We start from the raw sequence: 21910 nt of genomic DNA, 5'->3' as shown, positions 1-21910 counted from the left end.
AGGCAGCAAAGCCATCTGTGGGGTAATGTTCACATTTTTATTAAAAAAGTTACCTCCTTATTGGCCAAAATCGAAAAAACACAGTGATCAAAGGCAAAATTAATGCCCACATTGAGTATTAATCAGCGCCTTGATGCACTATTACCAAAACTGCAAGATGCACGTTTATTAAGTAATCGCGGTATTGGAAACGAAATTGGCTTTTATATTTTTGATTATGACGCTGAATATGAACCACTAGTACAGAAATATGTCGAACGCCTAAAGCGGCAATTGATGAGTCCGCCCATCCAGCTTATTTTGCTGGAAATTGATCTTTATAAAACTATCCTCGACATATTGCAAGAAAGAGGGGTACTCAAAAAAGCTCTTGAGTTAGAAGCAACTAAAGGAAATGCTGCCCTAGCTAAGACCGTTGCGCCCCTTGTCCGACCTGACCAAGTTATTGCCTACATCCAAAAAAAACTTAGGGGTGATGAACAGCTTGTAATCATGACTGGAGTTGGTGCTAGCTGGCCCCTTTTACGATCGCACAGTATTCTCAACAACCTACACCCAGTACTTGACAAAATCCCTCTAGTGATGTTTTTCCCTGGTTCTTACGATGGGCACGAACTACGTCTATTCGACACCTTTAAGGATGACAACTACTATCGGGCTTTCCCTCTGATTCCCCACCAACAACACCACCTATGAATATCGCCGAACTCTTCCAAAAGGACATTTACCGTAATATCAATGGCGTTATTAAAGTTGGGCAGAAGGATGACGAGAATATTCGTCAAGAATTGGAAGAGTATGTCGTTACCAACGAACTAGATAGGCACTTTCGGACATTTTTTGAACGCTACACCAATAGTCTAAGCAATCCTACGGATAAGATGGGCGTATGGATTTCTGGATTTTTTGGCTCAGGGAAATCTCACTTTTTGAAGATTCTGTCATACCTATTGGCTAATCATCAATTGGAAACTAGCCGCGCCTTGGATTATTTTGATGAAAAACGCATACCCGATCCGATGTTGCAAGCCTTGATAGCACAAGCAGCACATAGTTCTTGCGATGTGATTTTATTCAATATTGACTCTAAAGCTGATGCCAATAATAAAAACCATAAAGAAAGCATTACCAAAGTCTTTCAAAAGGTATTTGACGAGCATTTGGGGTACTTTGGGACGGTTCTTCCCATTGCTGAGTTTGAACGTCAACTAGATCGCCAAGGTAAATATGCAGCTTTTCAACAAGCTTTCTTGGCAGAGAGTGGCTTGGAATGGAAGGAAAACCGAGATGCTTGGGGTTTTCATCAAGATGCGATCGCTAGTGCATTACAAACTAGCACGGGTATGAGTGCAGAAGCGGCTAACCGCTTACTGGATTTCGGCGAACAAAATTATACTTTGAGTCCAGAAAAGTTTGCTGGCATGGTAAAGCAGTATCTGGATAGTAAAGGGCCGCAACATCGCCTAATTTTTATGGTGGATGAGGTAGGACAGTATATCGGTGAAGACAGCAAACTGATGCTGAACCTACAGACTGTTGTGGAAGATTTGGGTACTTACTGTTTGGGAAAAGCTTGGGTAGTGGTGACATCCCAAGAGGCAATGGATGAGATTACCAAAAACAAGATTAAAGGCGAGGATTTTTCTAAGATTATTGGTCGTTTTTATCGCCCACTGAATTTGTCTTCTGCTAATACCGATGAGGTAATTAAGTTACGCTTGCTGGGCAAAACTGATGCAGCACGGGCTGGGTTGGAAGCTTTGTATAGCCAGAAGATTGCTATTCTGAGAAACCAAATTGCTTTTACTCAGGACAGCGCCGATATGCCGGGATATGGCAATCCTCAAGATTTTTTTACCGCGTATCCCTTTATTCCCTATCAATTTAATCTGTTACAAAAGGTTTTCACTCAAATTCGCCTCATGGGTTCTGCTGGTAAGCACTTGGCATCAGGAGAGCGATCGCTATTGGATGCTTTTCAGGTTGCATCCCAAGCGGTAGCCGGAGAACCTCTTGGTGTGCTGGTTCCGTTCCACACCTTTTACATGGCAGTAGAAGGCTTTTTGGATAGTTCGATCAACCAAGTTATTATTCAGGCGGGTCGGAATCCGCAACTACATTCTTTTGACATTGATCTATTGAAGACCCTATTCATGGTCAAGTACCTGAAAGAAATTCGGGCTAATTTGGATAACTTAACTACTCTTAGCTTAAGTAATATTGACCAGGATAAACTAGCTTTGCGGCAGCAGGTAGAAGCATCTTTGGGGCGGTTGGAACGTCAAACTCTTATCCAGCGTAATGGCGATGAATATATTTTCTTGACCCATGAGGAGCAAGATATTGGCAGAGAAATCAAAAATACTCAAGTTGATTCAATCAAAGTTCTCAAAGAATTACAACAGCTTGTCTGGGATTCAATTTTTACTGACAAAGAACTACGATACAGCCAACGTCATAAGTATCCATTTAACCGCAAGCTGGATGAACAAACTTTTGGGCAGCAAACTAACGACTTAACCCTGCATATTGTTACCCCTTATGCCGAAAGTTACGCTGCTATGCAAGATGATGCTTTCTGCATTGGCACTACGGGATCTCGTTATGAAGTCTTGGTGCGATTGCCTGATAACCAGCGTCTACTGGATGATCTCAATATTTTAATTAAAACAGACGAGTACTTGCGTCTGAAAAATAGCAGCAACCTCAGTCCTAGTATCCAGAGAATTTTAATTGCACGGGGAGACGAGAATAGCAAACGCCGTCAGGAATTGAAAGTTATCCTAGAGGATTTGATTACTCGTGCTGATGTATTTGCCTGTGGTAGCAAGTTAGAAATTCGCAGTCGAGACACTAAAAGCTTGCTGAATGAAGGTTTGAGCTATTTGGTAGGTAATGTGTATCAAAAGCTCGGTTACGTGGCTAGTGGTTTTGAAAACGAAGATCAGGTAAGTAATGCCCTAACTCGTGAGAGTCAAGAACAAGATATTAACGGACAGCCTGTTAATGTGGCTGCTCATAGTGAAATGCGAGCTTGGTTAATGGAAGAAACCCGCCTTCGCCGCCTTGTCAGTATTAAGGCATTGGTAGATAAGTTTGCAGTCCGTCCCTATGGTTGGTCAGAATTTGACACTTTGGGAGTGATGGCGGAACTTGCTAACAAGGGTGTAATAGAACTGCGACACGCTCAAGGCAACGTTAATCTGCATGATAAAGGTTTAGTGTTACAGTTGCGATCGCGCAAAGAAATAGATAAATATACCGTCCGCCTTACCGATGAAATTAACCCAGCAAACTTGAAGATTGCCAAAGATATGGCCAGCGACTTACTCAATGGCAATATGTCTAGCGATCCACAGTTGCTATTTGAACAATACAAAAATGCCCTCACAAAACGCTCTCAAGAACTAGAAGGTTGGTTAATCCAAGCAGAAGGTGGGCTTCCCTTTGCTGAATTACTGCGTACTAACTTAGATTTGCTAGGTGAATTGTTAAGCAAGGACAGTGCAGCTAAGTTTTTCGACACATTTCGTCAGCGACGGGATGATATAGAAGAATTTATCGAAGATGTGCAAAAGCTGCAATCTTTCTTTAGCACACAAATTAAGCTGTTCCAGCAAGCTCGTAATGACCTGAAAAATTTAGAACCAGAACTACGCCATATTAGTGACCCAGATTTGCTCAGGCGGATAGATTTAGTTAAGCAAATTTTGGCGATGTCTGACCCCACTGCCAAGATTCCAGAATTAGCAATGTTACTCCTACCTGTCAAAGACAAGGTGCAGGAAGCGTTAAAAACTCAAATTTATCAGGTTGAGACTAAAAGCAAGGCAATGCGGGAGAAATTAGCTGAGTATGTGACTTCCGCTCACCAAGACATTTCTGCACAGCTTGACCTCAGCAATATCACCCAAGATATCGATAAAGTTATCACCTCAGTTAACCAAGTAACAAGCATCGATTCTGCGATCGCACGTCAAAGTGAACTAGAAAGCATCCTCCCACAATTGCTGCAAAAAGTAGATCAGCAAGCCAATGAAATCATTCAGCGTCAGTCAAACAATGGCAGTAACGGCAAAGCTACTTATGTCAAACCCATCGTATCGCTACAGGTAGCGAGAGTTGCGCCTAAACCCCTACTGGAAACACTCCAAGATGTGGATGTTTATCTAGAGGTGTTGCGGAAAACGCTATTGGATGAGATTCAACAAAATCATCGCGTTCGCCTTGAGTAATATTACTTAGTTTTACCAATCATTTTCCTACCTTTATTGCATCACCCTATTCCCTCATCAGCTTATGAACCGCACCGCTATCAAAAACTTTGCTATTTGGGCACGTCGTTACCTACGAGAACAAGTTAAAGCCCGTGCTGCCCAATTTGGTATAACTCACAAAAGTATTACAGAACATCAGACAGTTGCAGGTGGACTGCTGGTAGCGGGTCAAACGCTAAATACCACGGAAGCAAACCAGTATCATCAACTGCGAAATCGCTTGCAAGATTTAACACTAAGTTCCAGCCAACTCCAGGCGGTAGATGCGCTGATAGATGAAATTGCCTACACCTGGTTTAACCGTTTGGCGGCGTTGCGGTTTATGGAGGTGAATGGATATATCGGGCGGGTGTTGAGTAGTAGCGACTCCAATTTGGTAGACCCTGATTTGTTACGGGATGCTAGTTCTATTGCCGAAATGGGGGATTTACCTGGACTTGACTTGGATACTCTCAATGAGTGGCGCAGTTTTGCCAATCACGATCCTAATCCCGATGAGTTTCTTTACCGCCGTCTGCTGTTAGCTCAGTGTAAAGCTCTGGCAGAGGGAATTCCGGCACTGTTTGACCCTCGCCATAACTACCAAGCACTGTTTTTACCTGGAAACTTGTTAAATCAGGATTCAATTGTACGGCGGCTGGTAAAGGAGATTCCAGAGGAGGACTGGCAGAATATTGAAGTAGTGGGTTGGCTGTATCAGTTCTACATTTCGGAACGCAAGGATGAGGTGATGGGGGCAAAGTCAAAGGTTGCAGCCGCAGATATTCCCGCAGCGACGCAATTGTTTACTCCCCACTGGATTGTTCGGTATATGGTGGAGAACAGTTTAGGGCGGTTGTGGTTAGAGGCGCACCCAGAATCACGCTTGCGTGAGTATATGCCTTACTATTTGGAAAATCCTAACGATGATGGTGAGGGTGAAAAACCGCAAGCTTTAACGCCTCAAGAGTTGACTGTGATAGACCCTGCTTGTGGTAGTGGTCATATTTTGGTGTATGCGTTTGATTTGCTGTTTGAAATTTACAAAGAGCAAGGTTATTTAGAGCGCGATATTCCGGCGCTGATTTTGACGCACAATTTGTATGGTTTAGATATTGATGAACGTGCAGCGCAATTGGCAAGTTTTGCGGTATTGATGAAGGCACGGGCGAAGAATTCGCGGATTTTGCGGAAATATCTGGTTTTAAATATTACGGCGGTGCGTCCTACCCATAGTCAGACTTTACCACCAGCAACAGAATTAAATGCTGAAGATTGGAAACCGTTAATTGAAGCTTTTAAAGATGCAGAAAATTTAGGAAGTTTAATTATTCCGCCAGCTTTTGATAATGAAAACTTGAAATGGCAATTAGATAATTTAGAAGCGAGTGATTCGCTATTCCGGGAGTTTGTTCCGGCTTTGCGGGGGTTGTTATTACAAGCGGATTTGTTGAGTAATAAGTATTGGGTTGTGGTTGCGAACCCGCCTTATATGGGAAATAAGAGTTTAAATCAAGTTTTAAAAGATTTTGCTAGTAAAAATCATCCAGATTCCAAGTCTGATGCTTTTTCCATGTTTATGGAACGGTTTGACAGCCTTACACATGAACATAGTTATTTAGGCTTAATAACACCTTTTGTTTGGATGTTCTTATCTACTTATGAAATCTTTAGGACTAAACTATTAAATAATTTTACAATTACTTCATTGGTTCAATTAGAATATAATGCTTTTGAGCCTGCTTGTATACCAGTTTGTACTTTTTGTCTGCGGAAGACAGCTAATACAAATTACTTAGGAGCTTACATTAGGCTTTCAGATTTTAAAGGACATCAAAAACAAGAACTAAAAACTTTGGAGGCAATTAAAAATCCTGATTGTGGATATCTGTATTATGCAAACAGGGCGGCCGCATCATGTCAACAAGCAAAGTCTATTCTCAATAGAACTAAAATTAATGTCATTAACTCTTGCTTATTGCGAAAATTTTAGGCGATCGCTTTGGGGCTTAAAAAATAATCAAGCGCGAAATCCTGATTTTTTCGTTGGTTTTTAACCTTCGTTGTGATCAAGAGTAATTTAGATGCGTTTGCCCTGATTATGCAAAGTCGGGTGATTTTTTAAGAATTCCAAATAGTCCAATTGCTTATTGGGTGACACATAATATTTTAAAGATTTTTGATAATTCAATTTTTCTTAAAGATATTAGTGTTGGCAAGAAAGGAATTGACACTTCAAAGAATGACAGGTTTTTACGTCTTTGGTTTGAATCTTCTAGAAATAACCTAGAATTATCATGTTCATCACGCCATGACGCTAAAATTTTAAATAAAAAATGGTTTCCTCTTAATAAAGGTGGTTCTTATAAAAAATGGTATGGAAATCAAGAGTGGGTTATTAATTGGGCAAATGATGGGCAAGAATTATTTTCTTTTCCAAAAGCATATATTAGAAATCCCGATTTTTATTTTCAACCTAGTATAAGTTGGACAGGAATTTCTTCAACTAGTTTCGTAGGCAGATTTTATCCAAAAGGCTTTATTTTTGATAGTACAGGGCCTTCACTTTTTTTTGAAAGCGATAAAGCAAGTTTTATTATAATTGCAATTATCAACTCCAAATTATCCAAAATAATTCTTGCAGATTTTGCACCTACTTTACACTTTGAAATAGGCCAAGTTTTAAATATGCCTATTCCTAAGCAGTGGAGAAATGATTACGAAAATATTTCTGGTTTCGTTTATGATGCGATACATCTCTCTCAGCAAGATTGGGACAATTTTGAAACCTCCTGGGACTTCCAAACCCACCCCCTATTACGCCACAACACCAAACACCTCAGCGAAGCCTTCACCATCTGGCAAAACAAATCAGAAACAGCCTTCCGCGAACTCCAACGCCTAGAAGAAGAAAATAATCGCTACTGGATAGAAGCATACTGCTTACAAGACGAACTCACCCCAGAAGTACCCGACGATCAAATCACCATCCGCCGCGCCGACTTAAACAAAGATATCCGTTCCCTCATCTCTTACGCCGTCGGCTGTATCATGGGGCGCTACTCCCTCGACAAACCCGGACTCATCCACGCCGGACAACCTTTTGACTCCACCCTACACCAAACCTTAAGCGCCAGCAGTGATGCAATAATTCCCATCACAGACCAAGCATACTTTGATAACGATATCGTTACCCGCTTCATAGAATTTCTGCGAGTCGCCTACAGTCCCGAAACCCTTACCGAAAACCTCAATTTCATCGCCAACGCCCTCACCCTCAAAAACGGCGAAAGCGCCCAAGAACGCATCCGCCGCTACTTTCTGCAAGAATTCATTTCTGACCACATTCAAACTTATAAAAAACGCCCCATTTACTGGCTGTTTACTAGTGGCAAAAAACGAGCTTTTGGCGCATTACTATATTTACACCGTTACAGCGAAGATGCTCTTGCTCGTATCCGCACTGATTATGTTTTGGAATTGCAAGTCAAACTAGATGGGGAAATTGCCAGGGCGCAACAACAGCTAGATAATACCAGTTCTAGCGCCGCTAAAAAAGCTGCTACAAGCCGCCTGAAAGAACTGCAAGCCCAACAGCTAGAACTGCGAGATTACCAAGCCAAACTGCAAACCCAAGCCGATGCACGAATTAATCTTGACCTTGACGATGGTGTAGCGTACAACTACACGCGCTTCAAAGGTTTAGTTTATGAAGGTACAGATTTAAAAATTGCTGACTTAGAAAAAGCCTCGCAGTGGAAGCTGGAGTTGTTGAAACAGGTTCATTCTGAAGTGTGAATCTGTTACACAAAAATCTTCAATCCTGTTGATTAGTTATCGTTTATCAGATGGGGTGACAAGGTGATACCGGAAACTTGGGGTTACAACTATCTAAGAAGTGCTAGCGCTCACTTTGTTAGCCATATTGAAGGAGCGGATGTACTAAATGCCTATCCTGATTATTGGGAACGACACGCTCGTGCTGATGAACTTATATCTCATCTTTTAGGTTCGGAGCCTTGTCTCTTTTATGTTCGCAGACAAGAGCCAGGAAGAAATTCAGAATATGAAGAAAAATGGAAATTTATAGTAGCAACAGATCGGGATGATTTCCAATTACCCCTGAAGTTAGAAGAACGGCAACAAACTTTACAGCTTTCAGGAATCGTTCAGCGAGATGGTACAGGCAATTTAGTTTTAACTGCAATTAATTTAGTAGACCTAGAACAAGGACGGGTAGATTCTTTTTCTTTACCTCGGCTGATTCTCCTACAACGCGCTCATCAAAATAATATAGGTATTCCAGAAACAGCATTTGCAGAAATAGCAACAATGCCTGTTTGTAGTTCTTATGTACCAACCTATGCCCAAATACAAGCCTGGGAAGCTTACTTAGGAATACAACGCCGCATAGCAGAAAACCGTCAGTTTTATGTTCCTATTATTTCCTACAACTACTCTGCATCCGCAAAACATATAACCTTTGCGGTGGATGCTGCTTTAGCTACCAGTAATGGCTCGATTTCGATCAGCCTAGATGAATTTTGGAAGCGCGCTGAAAAGACTGTAAACGAACCTTTAAAGTTTCTTGCAAGTTCTGCTGAAATTCGCAATAGACGTGCGGGTAAGGAATTAGGGAAAATTGAATCAGTTAGACGTAATCATAACCAAATAAAACTCAAACTAGAACCTGATATAGCAGAGTTGTTAAAGCAGGATAATTTTGCACTACCTGAAACAATATTGTTGTTTTTTAAAGACACTGGTAGCCTTGCTCAAATTCAATGGCAAGGACAAGCTTTAAGAAACTTGAGGTTAGGTTATACACAAAACTTTAATTTAAGCAAATTTTTCTTTGAAGCTTCTCAGGCTAGACCGCTAGAAAAAACTATCCAACTAGCTAAAGAAGATTTATTCCTGGGTCAGGCTAATGATAGCCAATTAGCAGCTGTGAAAGCTGTACTAGCTGCGGAGGATCTCATTTTATTACAAGGGCCTCCTGGTACAGGCAAGACAACGGTTATTACTGAAATTTGCTATCAAGTTGCCCTTAAAGGTGGGCGTACCCTAATTGCTTCTCAAGCCAACCTAGCAGTAGATAACGCTTTAAGCCGATTATCTCACCACCCAGTCTTACGTCCTGTGCGAGACGGAAGTACCAGAAGCGTTAGTACAGAAGGAAAACCTTTTCTAAGTGAAAACGTTGTTGATAGATGGGTAAACAATACATCTGCTGAATGCGAAAACCGTTTATTAAATCACCAAAAAATTGTACGAGGGTTATGTCCATTATTGACATCGTTAGATAAATTTCAAGCTTATATGCAAGTTGAAGAAGCCTTTCCTCAACAGCAACATCAATTGCTAGATATTAAGACTTCTCTTGAATTAGAATACAATACAAAAAGAGATACTTACGCTCAACTAGAAGCTCGGCAGCATCAGATTGATTCTATGCAATCTGATTTACAAAATCTCATTGAATCGAATAGTATATTTTTTGCTAACCAACAGATAAAAATTGAGCAGCTAAAAAATCGTAAAACAGAACTTACATTGGCACTCTGTGAGCTTGAGAATTGGCAATTAACAGCTAACTCTCAAATCTATGAAGTATTGAAGCGATGCTTGCAACAACGTCATTCTCTTACAGAAGATTTAATTTCATTGCCATTACAGGTACAGACTATTGCACTAGAAGCTTGTCAACAACCTTGGAAACAATATATTGATGAGTGCCAACTCGAAATAAATGAACTAATATTTCAGCTAAATGAATGTGATGAAATATATAAAGTTGGTAATAAAATATATTGGTTACTTTTGCAAAACCAAAAAATATTAATTAACATAGAGCCTTTTGAGACACAAGTTTCTCAAATAAGAGAACAACTTGCAACCAGAATTAACAGTCAACGTCATATACAAGCAATTAATCTATTACACAACTATTCTAGTACTGCTATTGCAGATATAAATCAATCATCCGAACAAAAAAAAATTTATATCGCAGCTATTAAGTTAGAAGCAATTAAGCGAGAATACGAGCAATTAATCCAAAACAATCAAGCAAGAGATTGGGAATCTAAATTATATAAACTTACAGGCAAAGTTAGCAGTGCTATTGCTGAAAGTGCAAAAGATTTTCTCAATAAATTACAAACTGAAACAGAGCAAATGCTTCTGCTAACATCGGAATCTCAAGATAATTTACAAGCTACTCTAGCTCCTTTAACTATACTTTCAACAATTAATAGTCATATAGATTCTGAACTTGAAAGTATTAGAGAAGTTACTAATAAAGCTTTCAATGAAGTTACAGAACTATCTAATCAAGTTAGAGAAATTGAAAAGCAGGTAGATGAATTGGAACTAAATTTAAACAATTTTAGACATTGGTGGGTAAGCATTTACCAGGGAATCCCTAATTGGCTTAAACCAGATGTTGATAATGAGGAATTATTTAATCTCAATTTTCTAATAAATATTCATCTTAACTTTGAGTTATGGCAACAAGAGCTTGAAAAATCAGAAGCTTACCTTAACCAATGGGAACCAACTATTCAAAGATGGATTAAAAAATTACGACACCCTATTAACGAAGAATATGAGGCGTTACAAAAAAAATATTTGGATAACGTTAATGTTATCGGCGTTACCTGCATGAAAGCAGCAGGATGTAATTACTTACAAAAATTTGGCCACTTTGATGTAGTAATTATTGACGAAGTAAGTAAAAGCATTCCTCCAGAGTTACTTATACCCACATTAAAAGGTAAAAAAATTGTGATGATTGGTGACTATCGTCAGTTACCACCCATTTTAGATGAAGAAAATTTAGATGAGCTTGCTGAAGAACTTTCTATCCCTATAGATAATCTTCAATTTTTAGAGCAATCATGGTTTCAGTTGCAATTTCAAGCAGCACAAACTAACCAAGCAAGTATAACTAGACGGCTAAATATCCAGTATAGAATGCATCCACAGATTATGGAAGCAATCAACCAATTTTATGATGAAGGCGATGGTGGACTTAGTTGTGGGCTTACCAATCCTGATATTGAACGCGCACACAATTTAGCGGGTTCAATTATCGGGGAAGATAATCATATTATGTGGGCTGCAATGCCTACAGGTAGAGAGTTTCATGAAATAAGAGATGGCACATCATATTATAACGACGTAGAAATTAGAAAAATTAAAACATTATGTAAGCAAATGGAAGAATCTTGGGCACCTAAAGTCGCTCAGGGTTTGCCTAAAAAAGAAATAGGAATTATCACATTTTATGGCGCTCAATTAGGACGAATTGAAAATTACTTTTCTGCTGATAGATTTCCTTCCCTAGATATTCGTACTGGCACAGTTGACAGGTTTCAAGGTATGGAAAAACCCATCATCATTGTCAGCATGGTTCGCAACAACCAGCAAAGCAAATTTGGATTTGCTCAAACACCTGAAAGAGTTAATGTCGCTTTTTCCCGTGCTAAAGAATTGCTCATAATCGTAGGCTGTCACGATTTATTTACGCAACTTCCTATATATCAAAAAGTATCACAAGTTGTACATAAATATAAAGGGTTTATAAATGTATCTAACCTTTAATGCTAACCAAGTAGACTCTCGTTTAAGCAAATTAGTAGATAAAATTGAATCCCAAGGATATCAAGTATTAGCTGGGCGCTATGTTCGCTATAACGTCCAACAGATGTTAGTGAAGGCTACTATTAGCGAATTGCGTAAAGTAGATATATTTGAAGAGTTCATACTAAGCACAGCAATTAATGTCGTTCCATCAGTAACTATAGAAGAGTTAGCAAATGTTCTGGGTATAGATTCTATGCTCATGAGAAATGTTGCTGAAAATCTTCAATCTTGGAAATTTTTAGAACTAACCTCAGACTCTACTTTAAAAATTACACCTTTTGGCAAAAAAATATTTGAGGAAGAAAAATCTGTATTAGAACCTTCTTATACTCAAAACATTTATGCTATAGCTGATCCTTTAACAAATCAAATTAATTTTGATAATACACGCTTACAGGATGCGCCTTTAGAATTAAAAAGCTTAGGACAATTTATTACCATCGATAAATATCCTGATATTTCTGCTTTAACAATTGCAGATATACAGAATATCGCTCTCGATATCGTAATTCGAGAAAAAAATCAAAAAGTAACTAGCTACCAAGAATTATCTCCTATTACAACTGTTAGAAAGAAAATTTCTATTTTTTATCTTTTAGATTCACAAGACCAATATATTATCAAAATATTTAGTGAAGATCAAGAGTTAAAAATTGCATTAGATTCATTAACGGAGATTTTAAGTACTGGGAATGAACAGCAGATAGTATGGGATGAATTGTTTCGATTATCAGATGCAGAAATAACGTTGGCAGATTCAACAGAGGATATTCTTGATAAGATATCTTTTGATTGGGTTCTAGATGACGTATGTTTTGAAAGTTTTGATCTAGATGAAAAAACTGAATTAGCTAATTCATCAGAGACTCAAATTCTCCCAGCCTTCTCCAGATATAATACACCAGACGCTGAAGATATTAAATCTTTTGTTTTACACAAGAGAATCGAAAAAATTTTACATTTAACCCGTCTTGAGAATCTAAATAATATTTGTCGTGCGGACGCTATATTATCTTTATATCAATTAGAAAAGAATAATATTTGCACTAACCCATTTGATGGTAGAAAACCTGAAGGGCAGAAGTACAAAAATTATGTCAATTGTAGTTTAACTTACTATAATTTTTTTATGCTTTATGGGCTTGTACATAAATCTGAGGAACCTGTAGTTTTGTTATATATCAAGCCTGATTATTTATGGAAACAAGGAATAGAATTCTGCAAATTCAATGCTGCCACAGGTGGAGGTCGTCACATAGCGCCTGGTTATCACACACTTCAAACTCTATTCGATGATACAGTACAAGACAGACAGGGCTTACAAGATCGCAATAGTAAACCAATTAACCTACCTACTTGTATTCAAGCTGAAGTTTTGATCCGAGATGGTATCCCTTTAGCAGACATAATGGAAATCGTGATCCGCTCTCCACGCCATGAGCAAAATGTACGGCAAGCAGGATGGAGAGGAAATATCCGAGTATCATCTCGTGATTTTGATTGGCATTCTGAGTGGATTGTTAGAGGTAGTTAAAAGCAGCTTATTTATTAACGAGTTGGTTATGCAAGAAAAAAATCAATTATTATCGATTGACTCACTCCAGGATCGCTGTGCTGGTTCGATAATTGCTGCTGCGGCTGGTGATGCACTAGGTTGGATGACAGAATTTATCCGTTCGCATAACGACCTCAAACATAAAATGGGTTTAGAGCAAGTTACTGACTACCAGTCATGGAGTAAGCGTGTTGGTGGACGCTTCCAAGGTTATGAGGATTATATTGCTGCTGGGGAATATTCTGACGATACGCAATTAACTATTTGCACTGCTGCGTGTATATCCTTAAATGGATGCTTTGACTATCATCCCTTTTGTAAATTTGAGTATCCAATGTGGCTAGAATATGCTCGTGGTGCAGGTGGCACCGTCAAGGAAGCAGCTGAGAAAATACAGCGCAAGTCGGCTGATTGGAATAGCAATTTTTTTAGCCGTAAGATGAAAGAAGGCAGTTTAAACTACCGTGATGGTGGTGCCAATGGTGCAGCCATGAGAATATCACCTCATGTATTAGCTAATGTTGGCCGTTGGGAACAAGCTGAAGCAGATATTTGGCGTAATTCAATAATTAGTCACGGTCATCCAAGAGCTATCGTTGGAGCGCTCTTATATGGATATGCACTACAAACTGTATTGCAGTGGTCAAAACCTAGCATAGGTCAACAGTTGATTGAAATACTTGGCAACTGGGTAAAACAGTTGCAAATTCCGAAAATACCCGCTTTGAAAACATGGCTGACTGAATGGAATAAAGGAAGGGTAGAATCTTTCGAGGTAGTCTTTGAGAAAACCAAACAAGAAGCTGTGGAGTGGTTGCGTCTAGTCTGGTTAGGATTACGTAAAGATGAATCACCTCAAAACATACTTGAGCAACTAGGCTGTTTTGACCAAGCTACCAAAGGTTCTGGGTTAGCGACTGCGATCGCTGGGGTTTATTTGTTTGCCCGTCAGCCAGAACAAACCCAGGAAAGCATTATTACCGCAGCTAATATGATAGGCAGTGATACTGATTCAATCGCTGCTTTTGTCGGTGGCTTAGGCGGTGCTGCTTTTGGATTGGAAGTTATTTCTGAAAAATGGCGATCGCAGATTCAAGATGCGCCATTTTTGATTTGCATAGGTGAATATCTAGCTAAAATTTCTGCTGGCGAACATGAAAAGATGAAAATTCGCCCAGGCTATAGCGGTATAAAATTGGGCAAAGCCTTGTGTCGTCAGACAGTTCATAGGGATATGCGAGTTGTACATTGCCGTCTAGGTGCAGGCACGATCACAGAAATAGATAAACAATCTCTGCTCACTCAAGGGCGAACAGTAACAACTGTACGCATCAATTTCGATGTTGGTCAAAGCTGCAAATTAGCTTTTCGTACTGATACCCCTAGCAAAACATTATTTATTATTTAGTGCATCTGTTCCTAAACAGATGGTCATTAGCTAACGACAAAAAAACACTATAAGGCTATGATTCCTGTTTGAACGGCAAAAAATAAAATTTTTGCGAGTTGATTCTGCCTCAGTAAGAAAATCACATCAACTTTTGCCCCACGTAACTTAACTCACTCCTAAAAAGTTGTGTAAACAATTCTATGAACACCGCTCGTATCCAAAACACTCTAGAAATCCTCTTCCAAGATTCAGCCCGTTGGTTGCACCCAGGACGAAGGGTGGTGTTTTGGTACGACCCCGAACAACAATTTACCAGCAGCTTTAATGAACTCCAACTCGAAGGCGTAGAAAAACTCCAACTCGCTGATACTGCCTTTACTGTCAAATATCACCTGCTGGTCGAGCAACCCAATCAAACTTTTCTACTGTACGCCCCCTTTGCCGAACCTGCGCCCCAAGAAAACTGGCTTCTAGACATCCAAAAAAGCGGTTTAACCTTCTCTGCTGACCCTGCCGCCCTTATCTATGCAGATTTAGGATTGCGATCGCGCCGCCTGGAAATTGTCATCCGGGAACATGAGAAATTCTTTAAAAGCCGCAAACGGACAGAAACCCTGCAAGCAATGGGTATTTCCCCCGACAGCGACGAACGGGGATTACTCCTGGCTATGCTTTCCGTCCTCGCAGGCTTAAAAGTACCCGATGCAGGGACACTGATTCGGCGGGTGCTGCTGGGAGGGTTATTAGAGTCTGATAACGCCCTCTGGTCTGATATTGAGCGTTTTATCTCCCCTGAGGCCTTCTGGGAAGTAGTCCAGGAACACACGGACTTTCCGAAGCAAAACCCCAGTTTAAACAAGTTATTCGTGCAGCTGCTAATCACGCATTTTGCTAAATCTCTGCACGATACCATCCCGCCCCAGCTAGCAAACCAAGTTATCACTCCTGGACAACGGGCTTATGCTTTTATCGACCAGTGGATGCGCGACCAGCAGGATTCTCTAGGCTGGAAGATCCTCAGCAGTGAGGTGGCAGAACAATTACATATATTTGATGCTATAGAGAATTTAGAGCCGGAAGTTTTATTTGAAGCAGCCAGTTTCGAGGTGGTAGATAAGGTATTAATCCGCACCTGCGTTAAAACCCTGCAAATGCAAATGGGGCAACAAATAACAGAATTGACACCCTGGCGAACTTGGTTACAGGCACGTCATACCCTGATTTGGTTCCCCCAGTATGAGAAGATTTATCAAGCATTGGAAGCTGCGATCGCTCTGTTGGAATTTAAGCAACAGTATCCAGAAGGATTCCGCCAGCCAGCCCCACTTCTCTTCAAAGCCTACGCCAGCGATTTACACTCCTTTGACAAAGCTTACCGCCACTTTATCGTCAAAAGCGATGATGCCCAAGGGGATATCCTCAAGGGTTTAATTGACGATGTGGAAAATCTATACACCCAATGGTTCCTGGATAGTATAGGAGAAGCTTGGTCTGATGCCCTTGGCAACAACAACTGGGAATTGGAGGGCATAGCATCTCAAACTAGATTTTTTGGCAGGCACGTATTCCCAATTTTAGAACGGAGCGATCGCGAAAAAGTATTTGTGATTATCTCCGATGCTTTGCGCTACGAAGTCGCCAGCGAACTAGAAGAGGTAATTAAAAAAGAAGTTCGTGGTGAAACCAGTCTAGAGGCACAATTGGGAGTTTTACCCAGCGTGACACGGTTGGGTATGGCAGCACTTCTTCCAGGGTCAAAGCTAGAACTGATACCAGGTGATGATGATGTCCGACTGGATGGGCTTGGTACTAAAGGAGCATTAGCAAGGCAAAAGGTACTAAATCAAAATAGTCGAGTAGAAGCTACAGTACTTAGTGCCAAAGACCTGCTAGAGATGAATACTGACGAAGGACGGGCTGCTGTGCAACCTTATCGCCTAATCTACATTTATCACAACGTCATTGATGCGATCGGCGATCAGGCATCCAGCGAACGTCAAGTACTATCAGCTTGCGGAACAGCAATTAGCGAACTGCTACGGCTGGTAAAGAAAATTTGTAATTCTATCAATGGTACAAACGTTATTATCACCGCAGATCACGGTTTTTTATACCAACGTCGCCCCATTCAAGAGGCAGACAAGCGACCCCTACCAAGTAGTGAAGTAGTACTGGAAAGCAAACGCCGCTACCTGTTAGCACGAGAACAGTTGAATGACTCAACCTTACTGCACTTTAGCCTGCCCTATACAGAAAATGGCACAGTCGCGATCGTACCTCGTGGTAGTTTACGCTTTGCCGTCCAAGGTGCAGGAGCGCAGTTTGTCCACGGCGGGGCATCTCTCCAAGAAGTATGCGTACCAGTCATTACCTATCATCACCAACGGGCGGTTAAAGGAGACGAAGGCCCAGCCAGGAAAGTAGGGGTACAGGTAAGTGCCAGAGTTCGGCGGGTAACGAATAATCGTTTTACATTGACGTTAGTACAAAGTGATGCGGTTGAGGGGAGATGGCGATCGCGTCAAATTACAGTTGCTTTCTACGATCCCCAAACTAATACACCGATAACAGATGTGCGAGGAGCAAACTTAAGCAGCACTAGCCCACATCCTAGCGATCGGGAAATTAACTTAAGGTTGACCGTAACTACCGCTAATCCCCCTAGTAACGTCTATTTAATAGTTAAGGATGCAGACGATGAAAGTGAATTGCTCCGAGAAACCTGGGCAGTTAGTTTAGGGATCGCTAACGACTTTGGAGATTTCTAAGCCAATATAGTCACAATATCGGTGATATCAAATTATTCTCTCCTGCTCCCTGCCCCAAAATGGATGACCTGAATCAAAAACTAAACAGCATTTACCCTGGAAAGGTAGTACGTAAAGACCTGACTAAACGTATTAAAGAAGGCGCTAACGTACCAGTGTATGTGCTGGAATACCTACTCGGTATGTACTGCGCGACCGACGACGAAACCACCATTGAAGAAGGCGTTACCCGTGTAAAAAACATCCTGGCACAGAATTATGTCCGTCCTGATGAAGCAGAACAGATCAAATCTAAAATTCGGGAATTGGGACGATTTACCATCATTGACCGGGTAACGGTAACGCTCAACGACAGAGATGACATCTACCAGGGAACTTTAATGAACCTGGGTGTCAAAGGCGTAGTCATTGATCCAGAAATTGTCAAACCCAACCAAAAGCTTTTGGGTGGTGGTATTTGGTGTATTTTACAACTGGAATATGAAGCAGGAACCAAACCCAGTCCCTTCATTGTCGGAAGTCTCAAACCTATCCAAATGCCTAATGTGGATATGGATGAATTGTTTGCGGGTCGCCCAGCTTTTACCCGCAGTGAATGGATTGACCTGCTGATTCGGTCAACAGGACTGGAACCCACTACTGTCAGCGAAGACGTGAAATGGCATCTACTTGCCCGTTTAATAGCCCTTTGTGAAAATAACTACAACTGCTGCGAACTTGGCCCCCGTTCTACAGGTAAATCCCACGTCTACAAAGAAGTTTCTCCTAACTCAATCTTGGTTTCTGGTGGAAAAACTACAGTAGCGAATCTTTTCTACAATATGTCCAACCGTCGCGTCGGACTAGTAGGTTTATTTGACGTGGTTGCTTTTGATGAAGTAGCAGGCATGAGCTTCCACGATAACGACGGTGTGCAAATCATGAAAGACTACATGGCATCAGGTTCTTTTGCACGCGGTAAGGCAGAGATTACCGCTAATGCTTCTATGGTCTTTGTCGGCAACATTAATCAAAGCGTGGAATCCTTAGTAAAGACCTCACACCTGCTGGCACCCTTCCCCGAAGCCATGATTGACACCGCCTTCTTCGACCGTTTTCACGCTTATATTCCTGGCTGGGAAATCCCCAAATTTAGCCCAGAGAATTTCACCAACCAGTACGGGTTTATTGTCGATTACTTAGCGGAGTGGCTGCGGGAAATGCGTAAACGCAGTTTTGCCGATGCCATAGACCTCCACTTCAGACTAGGTAACAATCTTAAGCAACGAGATGTTCAAGCAGTTCGCAAAACTGTATCAGGGCTGCTTAAACTGCTTTTCCCAGATGGTTCATTTAGTAAGGAAGATGTGCGTGAAGCTTTAGTATATGGGCTGCGGGTACGACGGCGGGTGAAAGAACAGTTAAAGAAAATTGGCGGAATGGAATTTTACGATGTGCATTTCAGCTACATCGACTTGGAAACTCTAGATGAGCATTTTGTCTCAGTACCGGAACAGGGTGGTTCGAGCCTGATTAGTCAGGAAATGCTGACTCCCGGTCACTTGCACTTTGTCAGTACTGGAGATAGCGGCATAATTGGGGCATTCAAACTTGAACTGCAAGCAGTACCCGGTACTGGCAAGCTAGTACGCACTGGTGTAGCGACGGCTGGCAAGATGAAGGACAGTTTAAATATTGCCATGAATTACTTCAAAGCTAACGCCCAAAGAGTTAGCAGTAGCATTCATCCAAGTAATTTGGATTTTTTGCTCCAGTTACTAGACTTGCAAGGGTCTGGCGCACCGCAAGAGAGCGGATTAGCATTGTTCGTTTCGTTATGTTCTGCTTCTCTAAAACGAAGTGTTCAAACACAATTTGCGATATTTGGGGAAATGACCATTGGTGGGACGATTACACCAGTCAGTAACCTAGCGGGTAGCCTGCAAGTAGCCTTTGATGCTGGCGCTAAACGTATCCTCTTACCAATGGCAAGCGCTGTGGACTTAGCCAGTGTTCCGCCAGAGTTGTTTGCTAAATTTCAAACATCATTTTACGCTGACCCTGTAGACGCAGTATTTAAAGCGTTAGCAGTCGATTAAAAATCAAGCATGAGAGTCAGGTAATAACTTAGCCCATCAGCGAGTAATTGTTGACGCAAAGCTGATGGCACCGGAACAGAACGAATTTGATAATTTCCTCTTGGAAACGTGGGTTGCAATAGACCCGCATTTACTAGCACCAGTAAGGTGTTGCTAGCAGCCTTTTTATAGGTGGAGTCTGACCATGCAGCCACAGTTGAATTTTGATCTCGCTTTCCTTCAAAGAAGGTTCGCAAATCAGCAGCCGTTACGACGTAATCAAAACCCTTAATTTTGTCTAGCAGGACTTCATCAATGAGTTCGCGCAGAAGGCGGTGTTCTCGCAGAATCAGGAACAATATGGTGAATCGGCGGATGTCAGGGTTGCCAGTGGCAATTAATTGAATATATTCCTCTGGGACTTGCTGAAGACGTTTGAGAATAGTTTGCAGCGCCCGCTCACGGGAAGCTTGAGAGCGCAGTTGAAACAAATCCTCCACCAATACCCGTTGCCGAATATCTTCCTGGGTTGCACCTTGGTACATCAGTTCAGCAACTCGAAGGGTTTCAATTAAAACAAAAGCATTGTTAGTACGAGCAGTATAAGCAGTTTCAGGCATAATCGAAACAATAGAGAAGGCAAGCAAAACCCTTTCTCAAACCTAGATAGTGAGTTATGGATTTAAATGTTTTTCAGGAAATGCTCGTTAGCATCCTCCTATGTAAATCTCCTATTACATTTTCGTCAAGGTTTCAGAGTTTAATACTTCCAAAGGCGGTCAATCTTTGACCTCATCTCACTTATGATCATCCGTTTAACTCCAAGGGTAAGCACTTGTGTAACTACAGCAGTGCAGTAGCAAAACTAAATGTGTTAATATATCCTACGCTAGAGATGATTTAATGCAATGGACTGACCAAACTTAGCTCTTTATCTTACCGATTCATCTACCTGTTATCACCTATTTGGCATAACTCTACCTAAATTAATTATCAAGCTGCTATTAAAGACAATAAATAATTTTGAAGCAGGAACCAGTTAAAGATTGATTACAATGAAGAGTGCTTGTTATATATCACCTTCAATTCTTATACCGAACTTAGCTACTCTCCGTGCGTTCAGCGAACTCTGCTTTCCAATTTTGACGAGTGCTTCAATAGTTTTATTAGATATCATCTTTTGCTCATCAGAAGCATTATCTATCTGTGCAAATTGAAGGCAAGCATCAACCAATCCTGATAAATGATCTCCATGTTGGCTAATAAATATTTGGTAGAAGTCGTCTACTGTAAGAGCAGAAAGTACTTCTATATCATTTTGACTCCATCCATTTTTAGCAGCTAAACTGATAATAACTTGTTCTGGGCTTCTATCATCTCCAGAACACTTGCTTTCACAATTAAATCTTTCAATAATCTTTGGATCATCTATATGATTTGCAAATGAAGAATGTTTCAAATCAAAAATTGTTTTGTTACTTCTTCTATTACTAATATAAAATTCAATTAATTCATTTGCTTTTTCATTTTCACTTAAGTATCTAAAAAGCTTGACTGTACCATTTAAATTAATAGGACTTATGTATTGAACGTTTTTTTTAAGACTCTCATAAAGAGAGCTTACAACTTCTTCTTGATTATTGGCAAAAGTATTGTGATATTTTTTCCAGGCTTCTGAAAATGAGTTTTCTGATTTATCAGCTATGATTTTAGCATTTAATTTATCTGCCTCTGCCAATAGCGAAACCTCATTGAAAAATCCGTTCTCTATAGATTTGGCAATCTCTAAATCAAACTCATCTATATTATAGAATAAATAATTCCTAAGAAATGAATTCCATTGTTTTTCTTGTATAGTTGCCTCTTTATGATTTAGCCCATATATTTTATAACCAATATTTTTTACATAATCATAATCAGGAATTTTGTCATTACCTTGTTTAAAATAGCATAAGGCTAAAAGTGCCATACTATGTAAAGCTTGATATATTAATTCTGGCTCATATTTCTTTAATAAAGATTCAAGTTGATCAGAAAGCCTAAGAATTTTTTTAATGATCCTTATATTTTTTATTTCTAATTTTTTCGCCAATTCCTTTATTTTTAATGAGCAGTAATTGACCGAAGAGATAGCTATTTCTGTACATTCTTCTGGTGTAGGATCAAATAGTAACTCTATATCGATATAGCGGTTATCAGTCCAGTTAAGTACACTTAGGAGAAAGCAATTCTACTGA

10 protein-coding genes and 1 pseudogene are annotated in these 21910 nt (G+C 40.4%); 9 read left to right on the top strand and 2 right to left on the bottom strand.

The genetic code is table 11. The features are described from left to right. Positions 1–102 precede the first annotated feature (102 nt). The 9 genes and pseudogenes from ACM0OY_RS23180 (at position 103) to brxL (ending at position 19694) form a co-directional block, all read left to right on the top strand. Positions 103–696: a DUF1788 domain-containing protein gene (locus tag ACM0OY_RS23180; protein ID WP_414571186.1), complete on the top strand. Its 594-nt coding sequence runs from the start codon at positions 103–105 to the stop codon at positions 694–696. Next, a complete protein-coding gene (gene brxC, locus ACM0OY_RS23175; RefSeq protein WP_414571185.1) occupies positions 693–4235 on the top strand; it encodes a BREX system P-loop protein BrxC in 3543 nt (1180 codons plus the stop codon). The genes ACM0OY_RS23180 and brxC overlap by 4 nt, the downstream gene beginning before the upstream one ends. Positions 4236–4299: 64 nt before the next feature. Beyond that, positions 4300–6249: a BREX-1 system adenine-specific DNA-methyltransferase PglX gene (gene pglX / locus ACM0OY_RS23170; RefSeq protein ID WP_414571184.1), complete on the top strand. Its 1950-nt coding sequence runs from the start codon at positions 4300–4302 to the stop codon at positions 6247–6249. A 125-nt stretch (positions 6250–6374) separates the two neighbouring features. Beyond that, positions 6375–8054 (top strand): annotated as a pseudogene (gene pglX / locus ACM0OY_RS23165) (BREX-1 system adenine-specific DNA-methyltransferase PglX); the annotation flags it as partial. A gap of 534 nt (positions 8055–8588) precedes the next feature. Then, positions 8589–11861: a DEAD/DEAH box helicase gene (locus ACM0OY_RS23160; protein ID WP_414571183.1), complete on the top strand. Its 3273-nt coding sequence runs from the start codon at positions 8589–8591 to the stop codon at positions 11859–11861. Further along, the gene (locus tag ACM0OY_RS23155) at positions 11845–13437 is read left to right on the top strand and encodes a DarT ssDNA thymidine ADP-ribosyltransferase family protein (protein WP_414571182.1); all 1593 of its coding nucleotides are present in this window, start codon (positions 11845–11847) and stop codon (positions 13435–13437) included. Before ACM0OY_RS23160 ends, ACM0OY_RS23155 begins: the two co-directional genes overlap by 17 nt. Further along, on the top strand, positions 13349–14866 hold the full coding sequence (locus tag ACM0OY_RS23150; protein WP_414571181.1) for an ADP-ribosylglycohydrolase family protein: 1518 nt from the start codon (positions 13349–13351) through the stop codon (positions 14864–14866). The genes ACM0OY_RS23155 and ACM0OY_RS23150 overlap by 89 nt, the downstream gene beginning before the upstream one ends. A 182-nt stretch (positions 14867–15048) precedes the next feature. Beyond that, a complete protein-coding gene (pglZ, locus tag ACM0OY_RS23145) occupies positions 15049–17616 on the top strand; it encodes a BREX-1 system phosphatase PglZ type A (protein ID WP_414571180.1) in 2568 nt (855 codons plus the stop codon). 59 nt (positions 17617–17675) lie between these two features. Continuing rightward, positions 17676–19694: a protease Lon-related BREX system protein BrxL gene (gene brxL / locus ACM0OY_RS23140; RefSeq protein ID WP_414571179.1), complete on the top strand. Its 2019-nt coding sequence runs from the start codon at positions 17676–17678 to the stop codon at positions 19692–19694. Here the strand turns inward: brxL and ACM0OY_RS23135 are convergent. Together ACM0OY_RS23135 and ACM0OY_RS23130 are read right to left on the bottom strand one after the other, a co-directional pair. Next, a complete protein-coding gene (locus ACM0OY_RS23135) occupies positions 19691–20293 on the bottom strand; it encodes a DUF1819 family protein (RefSeq protein ID WP_414571178.1) in 603 nt (200 codons plus the stop codon). The genes brxL and ACM0OY_RS23135 overlap by 4 nt on opposite strands. Before the next feature lie 449 nt (positions 20294–20742). Beyond that, the gene (locus ACM0OY_RS23130) at positions 20743–21765 is read right to left on the bottom strand and encodes a hypothetical protein (RefSeq protein WP_414571177.1); all 1023 of its coding nucleotides are present in this window, start codon (positions 21763–21765) and stop codon (positions 20743–20745) included. Positions 21766–21910 lie beyond the last annotated feature (145 nt).

Source organism: Nostoc sp. CCY 9925 (assembly GCF_963920935.1).
Classification (GTDB): domain Bacteria; phylum Cyanobacteriota; class Cyanobacteriia; order Cyanobacteriales; family Nostocaceae; genus Nostoc.
Note: the sequence above shows the minus strand (reverse complement) of the source record. Positions and strands in the feature narration are given on the sequence as shown.

Bases quoted from the DNA above. Each gene is read 5' to 3' on its own strand.
- pglZ (WP_414571180.1), top strand. From the start codon at position 15,049: ATGAACACCGCTCGTATCCAAAACACTCTAGAAATCCTCTTCCAAGAT.
- brxL (WP_414571179.1), top strand. From the start codon at position 17,676: ATGGATGACCTGAATCAAAAACTAAACAGCATTTACCCTGGAAAGGTA.
- ACM0OY_RS23150 (WP_414571181.1), top strand. From the start codon at position 13,349: ATGTACGGCAAGCAGGATGGAGAGGAAATATCCGAGTATCATCTCGTG.
- ACM0OY_RS23160 (WP_414571183.1), top strand. From the start codon at position 8,589: ATGCCTGTTTGTAGTTCTTATGTACCAACCTATGCCCAAATACAAGCC.
- ACM0OY_RS23135 (WP_414571178.1), bottom strand. From the start codon at position 20,293: ATGCCTGAAACTGCTTATACTGCTCGTACTAACAATGCTTTTGTTTTA.
- pglX (WP_414571184.1), top strand. From the start codon at position 4,300: ATGAACCGCACCGCTATCAAAAACTTTGCTATTTGGGCACGTCGTTAC.
- brxC (WP_414571185.1), top strand. From the start codon at position 693: ATGAATATCGCCGAACTCTTCCAAAAGGACATTTACCGTAATATCAAT.
- ACM0OY_RS23155 (WP_414571182.1), top strand. From the start codon at position 11,845: ATGTATCTAACCTTTAATGCTAACCAAGTAGACTCTCGTTTAAGCAAA.
- ACM0OY_RS23180 (WP_414571186.1), top strand. From the start codon at position 103: ATGCCCACATTGAGTATTAATCAGCGCCTTGATGCACTATTACCAAAA.